At 51.5% G+C, this 6,887-nt stretch carries 5 protein-coding genes and 1 tRNA gene; 3 read left to right on the plus strand and 3 right to left on the minus strand.

Translation table 11 applies throughout. The features are described 5' to 3' along the window. Window positions 1–36 precede the first annotated feature (36 nt). Complete coding sequence (locus tag GY33_RS0115430; protein WP_031388195.1) at window positions 37–891, minus strand: CheR family methyltransferase; 855 nt, start codon at window positions 889–891, stop codon at window positions 37–39. Between the two features lie 8 nt (window positions 892–899). Then, complete coding sequence (locus GY33_RS0115435) at window positions 900–2,846, minus strand: HEAT repeat domain-containing protein (RefSeq protein WP_031388196.1); 1,947 nt, start codon at window positions 2,844–2,846, stop codon at window positions 900–902. Window positions 2,847–3,063: 217 nt separating this feature from the next. Between GY33_RS0115435 and GY33_RS0115445 the strand changes: the two genes are divergently transcribed. Continuing rightward, window positions 3,064–3,140, plus strand: a tRNA-Arg gene (locus tag GY33_RS0115445). Between the two features lie 44 nt (window positions 3,141–3,184). Here the strand turns inward: GY33_RS0115445 and GY33_RS0115450 are convergent. Then, entirely contained in the window at window positions 3,185–4,804 is a 1,620-nt protein-coding gene (locus tag GY33_RS0115450) for a lectin like domain-containing protein (protein WP_031388197.1), read from the minus strand. Window positions 4,805–5,426: 622 nt separating this feature from the next. Here GY33_RS0115450 and GY33_RS0115455 point away from each other — a divergent pair. Then, complete coding sequence (locus GY33_RS0115455; RefSeq protein ID WP_031388198.1) at window positions 5,427–6,266, plus strand: hypothetical protein; 840 nt, start codon at window positions 5,427–5,429, stop codon at window positions 6,264–6,266. Next, window positions 6,263–6,832: a hypothetical protein gene (locus tag GY33_RS0115460; RefSeq protein WP_031388199.1), complete on the plus strand. Its 570-nt coding sequence runs from the start codon at window positions 6,263–6,265 to the stop codon at window positions 6,830–6,832. The genes GY33_RS0115455 and GY33_RS0115460 overlap by 4 nt, the downstream gene beginning before the upstream one ends. Window positions 6,833–6,887 lie beyond the last annotated feature (55 nt).

The following is a 6,887-nucleotide window of genomic DNA, read 5'->3' on the forward strand; positions in this document are numbered from 1 at the left end:
CGTGAATCAATTTATCGCGACGTCTCGTGGGCCAAGTCATGTTTCTTTGTAGTAGACGATGCTTCCGGGGTGGTGTTTGGGGTTCAGGGTTCTGGAAACATGGTGCAGGGATTCGGAGTGACCGATGAACAGCACGCCGTCCGGCAACAGATTGTCGTAAAAAGCACTGATTACCCGTTTTTTCATCGCGTCGTCAAAGTAGATGATGACGTTTCGGCAAAAAACGATCTCCGAGCGCGGAACCAGTTTCACTTGGCCGCGATCGTTCAGGTTGAGCTGACCGAAGGTGATCATGTTTTTCAAGTCCTGGCGTACCCTGAACCGTCCGGCTTCTTCGGTGAAGTACCGCTTGACGACATCCTTGGGCGTGGTGCGCAGGGCATAATCGGAATAGACGCCTTGACGCGCCGTCCGGAGTACGGCCTCGGATAAATCATTGGCCGTGATGCGGATGCTCCAGGAAGCGATTTCAGACTTGAGCACCTCGTGGATAATAATGGCCAGGGTGTACGGCTCCTCGCCGGTGGAACAGCCCGCGGACCAGATGTGCAGATTGTGTTTCCCTTCCTTGCGGAGTCGCTCCAGAATCCGAGGTAGAACAATGTTCTGAAAGACGTTGAGTTGCGGCGGGTTGCGATAAAAGCTGGTTTCATTGGTGGTAATGACCTCAAACAGCCTGGGCAGTTCCTGGCGGCGTCCGCCGTCGTATTTCAAAAAATGGAGATACTCTCCGTAATCCTTCAGGTTCAGAATTTTGACGCGGTTGGAAAGCCTGTTTTCCAGAAGGTATTTCCGGTTGTCCGGGATATAAATTCCACTTTGCGCGTAAATAAAATCTCGAAGTTGTTGAAACTCGGCATCCTTGATGTCCACCGTTCCCGCGGCGCTCATTGTTTCGCCTACCCTTCCTCACGTTCTTGGAGTACGGCGATGGCGTCCTCCACTGCGTTGATTAGTTCAGGGTCGTCGCTGTTGAGCATCCCGAGCAGTACCTGGAAGGCGGCCTGGTCGCCGATCATCCCCAACGCCTCGATCACCTTGATGGATACGAGTGGATTATTCATTTGCAAGAGAGGAGCCAAGTCCTTTACCGCGTCGGGAACCCGCAATCGGCCCAACGCCTCGATGGCTCGGATCCGTATCCAGTCGTCGGCATCGCCCAGGGCGGATTTCAGGATCGGCGCAACATTGACCAAGCTGCACGCGCAGTCTCCAAGCAGGGCGACAAGGGTCAGCCGAACGTCCCGGTCTTCATCCTGCAAGCGCTGGGAAATCATTTCAAAGACTTCCTCGGTCAGGCCGCACAATTTGATGCTGGCTTCCAGGGCCGCCTTACGCACGGCTGTGGACTCGTCTCCCAGGGCTGAACGGATCACGTCCAGATGCGTGTCGCACCCCAGATTGCCGAGACCGAGGATGGCCATGGCTCGCTTGTCCGCGGCCGGAGAAGCGAACATCTGATGAAACTTGTCCACCAGGGATTTTTCACCCAGGCTGATGCAGGCTTCCAGGGCCACGCCGCGGACATCGGGGTAGGGGTGATCAAGAAAAGTGAACAGCTTCTCGGCCAGCTCCGGTTTGCCTTTCTCCCGGACGGTCTTGCGGCTGAGAAACCGCATCGCCTGTTTGAGCACATGCCCGTCATTGTGACGATCAAGCAAATCGACGAAAAATGCCTCGGCCTCATCCCCGGACACGATGCACAAGGCATCCACCAATTCCCGTTGCACGTCCCGATCGTGCTTCCAAAACGCCTCCATCAGCAGAAGGCTTGAATCCGCTCCGGGTAAGCGTTGCAGGGTCTTCACCGTCAAGGCAATGGCCGCGGAGTCGGTTTCCTGGAGAATTTGGCGCAAAGGTTCGATTGAACCGATTTGGGCCAAGACGTCGGCGATAGTTTCGAGACGGTCTTGATGGATCTCAAAGTCCGGATCCAGCTTGGCGGACATCTTTATGATCGGGACGGCGGCTTCGGATACTCGTAGAGAGGCTAAGCCGGACATGGCCGCATCCTGGATTTCCTCGTCTTCATCTTCCAGAGCGGACAGCAGATAGTCCTTAAAATTGGCTTGCTCCAGGGCCGACAGCAAATTCAGGGTGCGTCCTCCCATGATTTGGACCACGGCCTTGACGATTTTGTTGCGCAATGCGCGCGGTGATTCATCAAGTCGCTTGAGCAGCAAAGGTATGGATTTCAGGTTGCCCATCTCGCCTAAAGCGTCCACGATCATGGAGGCTACCAAGTCCGAGGACTGAGGCATGGCCTGGATCAAAGCATTAATGGAGGATTCGTCCCTGATTTTCAACAGGGCTTCAATGACGGAAAACTGGACCCATTCTTCATCGGAAAGGGCTTGGTTCAGACATTGAACGGCTTCGGCAAATCCCAAGCTTCCCAGACTGACGGCGGCCTGATATCGAACGTTGACCTCCGAATCATGGAGCAAGGCTTGGCACAAATGCGGAACCGCGAGGATGTTCCGGGTGGAACCAAGAATGTCCGAAGCAAAAATTCTGATGTCCACATCGTCGTCGCTGAGTAGGGCGACGATCGTATTGATGTCCTGATTTCCCACCTCCCTCAGGATGTCCATGGCCAGATTTCGGACTTGGGCGTCCTCTGTCCGAAGCAAGGGACAAAGCCCACTCACCGCCTGGACGCCCCCCAGCTGCCGTAGCGCCAAATCCGCGGCCTCCTGGACCCCCAAATTCGGGTTTTGCAACAGCGTGATCAATCCGGAGATTGCTTCCTCACAACCGTAATCTCCGGCATCCTGCGCCGCTTCACGCAAGATTTCCGGATCTTTGACCTGGAATCGTTCAATAATTTCTGGACAATCTGTCATTGTTGAATCCGAGTTGTCGTTTCCGACGGATATGTTTGTTTGAAGTTGAACAGTTACGCTTACCCTTCGAAAAGTCTTAAAGCATCATGCAAGCTTTCTCGTCAAGGTTTGAAAAAGTATTTTAACTGTCCATATGCTCGCCATCTGAAAAAAACAGAAAACAGACTTGGAGCGCTTGACAAAAACCTTGAGCTTTGAGTAAAGAATGTCGCTTTGCGCGCCCGTAGCTCAGCTGGATAGAGTACCGGACTACGAATCCGTTGGTCGCACGTTCGAATCGTGCCGGGCGCACCAAAAACAAACGCAAGGGGTTACGACAATTGTCGTAACCCCTTTTTTTATTTCGAGCTTCGGCGTACGACCAATGTCGCAATGATCGCGAAAAGTAAGAAGGCAAGCGTAACGTCTTGGTTTGCGCCCACGACACACCCCCCGCCCCCCTCACCTGAAGAGGGCCGATAAGAGGTGAACGCTTTCAGAGCGACATTCGTGTTAGGGGCGACGCCTGCCACATCCTCCCATAGATTCCCATCCTTGCTGGCGAAGCTCTGCCCTGGAAGGGCCGTAGCCTTTTCGCTGTAGCCTTCTATGGGACCTTCCAGTGGGATAGGGAAGAGGAAGCCGGGGGTCCTGAGCCGTACAACAACGGCGAAGCTCTCTCCGGGAAGGAGTTCCACATGTGATGGCAGCCGTACTGTATGGTATCCCGCGGCACTAAGAATACCCTCTGAATCCGCGGCAAAAAAACCGCTTCTCGGATTGTCGGGTTCTACATCTTTCCAGACTTCGACACGGAACAAAGAGTTGGGGGCCCCGGTATAAAATGAAACGGCTTGAAGGTATTCAGGGGAAAAGCTCTCTGATGATTCCGATGCGGTAAAGATGTTGGCGAACCAAGCGGTATCGCTTTGATATCCGTAGTTGTCGGTCCAGCCCAACGGATCATATTGATAAACCGTATCAAATTCATTTATGTCCATGCCTAGAAACAAAGCCGGAGACCCCAAGGTGGGGTCAGTGTAGGAAAGCCAGAAATAACCGTTTTCTCCCCATCCGGTTCCCCAGCTGTTCCTGACCAGCCATGCGCCGTCATGCTCTGGAGAGACGGCGAAATTCCGGGCCGGATAGGTATCGTCCCAGCCGACGATGGCAACGCGATGGCCTCCTCCTTCGCTGTCTCGGTTATAGAACGAATGAGTCTGGTCGTTATATGCGATATCGTCCCACACGACTCTGACGTCTACTGCTCCAAAAATCATGAGCGTATTTTTCACCACAATTTCATTGAATTCAGCGCCAAGGTGATAGACATGCTTCAACCGCTTGAGCGGAGGGTCCGAAGGAAGCGGTTTCGATATAGGCGGCCATGGTGAAGCAAACTGGTATGGGCGAACGTTCTCGCTGACCGGACCGGTCCATCGCGCAAGGATTGCCGCGGCCTGCCAGGGGCTCCCCCCTTGGTCAAAAACAGGATCCGCACCAAAGCCCGGCATGGATTGTCTTGAGAAACCGGGCTTTCTATCGTTCTCATCAACATAGGCAAAATAGGCCAAATGCCACTCTGAAAAGTCAAGAGATTGGTTTCTCAGTTTGAGAAATGTCGATTCCAGGGAAGCAAGACTGGCAAAGGCCCAGCAAGTACCGTAGTTTCCTTGATCCCTGACGGGAGGGAGGCTTCCGGGACGAAGATCAAAAGCAACCGGGAGTTCATGCGCTGCTTTGATGCGCGGGAAAATACCTTCCGGTGGAGCAACATGCGCGAGGTTCAGTGGAGAAGGGCGATAACCCAATGGACGAGCTTGATTTGCTTTTCCTTGTCCCAAGTCCTTTTTTTGATGGAGAATGAAGTCCGGGTTTCTGGGCGCCATGGAGCCCCAAGCCGCAAAAACCATCGCTGGACAGAAAAGTAAAATCGTAAAAACAACCACGCAACCAATATGCGGAGTCCTGTCTTTCATTGTCCTCGTTCCTTTTGCTGATGATTTACGGATTACTAGGCCGTACGGTCATGCATTCGGTGAAGTGAGGCCAAGTCTCCCAGCGGACGAAAAAGACTTAAAAAAAAGGGTTCAAGCGATTGTCGCCTGAACCCTTTGAAATGGTGCTGGTGCGAAGGGGGGACTCGAAATGTCATTTTTTACGGCAACTTGAATGAGATTTCAGAAAAATACCACCAAAAATACCATACCAGTCCAGCCTTTTCAGCCTGTTCTATGAACAGCACCTTGTGCCCGGTCAAGCATCATCCAGGAGTTACCTCCACGAACCGCCTCTTTGAATAGAAGAATCCGTGATTGTATCAAAGACAATGCTGTTCCGCAAGATTGGGTGAGTGGTGTTGCATTGCGAGATCGCGTGAAGTTGGCAGGGCGAACCTTGCCAGCGATTCTAGGCTATGATCCTACCTGGAAGGTTAGGCTTGCCGAGGGACGCGTGGATGCTGCGGCTCGCCTAATGCCTCTGGTTTGTCACTGTGGCCCGGTCACGGTCTTTTCCCGGCGTTTAGCTTGGCTGTGCATGGGAAGCCGAGCTTGATCACTAAAAAAAGGCCGCCTCCACCAGGATGAAGACGTCCTGATAGTGGTCCCCGCCAAGGGGCTAGGCACCCTGAACATAGTTGAGCGATACCGCCCTGAGGTCATCTACATTTCGCCGGTATGTGTGGTCACTTTCAATCGGAATCAGTGGTCACTTTCGACCGGAATCCGTGGTCACTTTGGTCCGGAATACGCAAAAAGCCGCAAACACCATCAGAAGAGAAACGATTTCGAGAAGGCGGAAGGCTCATCGAAGCCTTTGAACGCGAAACCGAATTTGATTGGCGCGACGACCCGATGCAGGTTCCCATATGGCTTGAAAAGAAAAAAACAAGCCTTTCAACGAGCACGTTGCGAATTTACGTCAAGATTGGCCGCTTTCATGCGTTACTACCCAGGCCCGGATTATGCCGCTGAAGCGATAAAAAAAATAAGTTGCGTGGGATGCAAGGAAAAGCAAAAAAAATACGAATCGGGAACCGATGAAAAAATTCAAACAATCATCCTGAATTTGAAAATCCATGCGGATCGATACGCATATTCAAAATTCCTTGCTCAATGGCTTTGGCTCAACTTGCATTTCGATATGAATTTCAAAGAATGGGCATCGTCGCGAATTGAAGACGACTGTCTTGTCTTCAGCAAATCAATTTCCTCGGGTGAAAAAAAAGAAAGACGCGTGAATATCAGCAAGCTTCAGCCTCGAAGTCGTATTGTTCTCGAAAGCTTCCTCGAAAGCTTGTTCGAGTTCGAGAAAAAGGGGGAGACGCAAAAAGTTTACAATTCATGCCACAAGCTTTTGAGAAAGAAAATTCGAGAGCTTTTCCCTGACGAAAATATTGCGATATCTTTACGGCCTATCAGAAGGAAAAAAGCCAAATGAACAAGAAGAAAAAAGCCCCGGGGCAAAGCATAACGGAAGAAACGAAAATCAAATATCTTGCACGGGGGAAACAACTCGTAGAACGGTTCGAGCGTGAAACGGGAAAAGCCTGGACGCAGCATCCGGAAGAACTGGCTTGGTGGCTCGAGGACGTCAAGTCGACGCTCATGAAAAACAGCTTCGTGCAATACAAATCAGCGTTATATTATTTTCTGATGGAAAATGGGGAAATGAACGCAGCCGCATCCATCAAGAATTTGACCAGAACCGGTTGTACGAAAAGGTCTGGAAAAACATCTTCGAGCAAAAGAAAACTGGCTCCAAGAGAAGACGTCGTTTTGATTATTGAAGAACTCAAAAAAAGCAAGAGCACGCATGCCAAAACCCTTGCTCAATGGCTCTGGCTGAATTTGGATTTAGGAATGCGTCCATGCGAGAGGGCAACGGCTCATGAAGAAGGCGACATTTTGCATGTAAAAAACGCCAAGACGACGAACATGCGGGGCTACGGTCAAACCAGATCGATTGACATAAGCATGATGACCGCAAAAACCGACGAATTTTGAAAAACTTTTTCGGAAAGATGCACGCGGCTTTCGCCGATGGCAATTTCGTAAAAAC

Source organism: Desulfonatronum thiodismutans (genome assembly GCF_000717475.1).
Classification (GTDB): domain Bacteria; phylum Desulfobacterota; class Desulfovibrionia; order Desulfovibrionales; family Desulfonatronaceae; genus Desulfonatronum; species Desulfonatronum thiodismutans.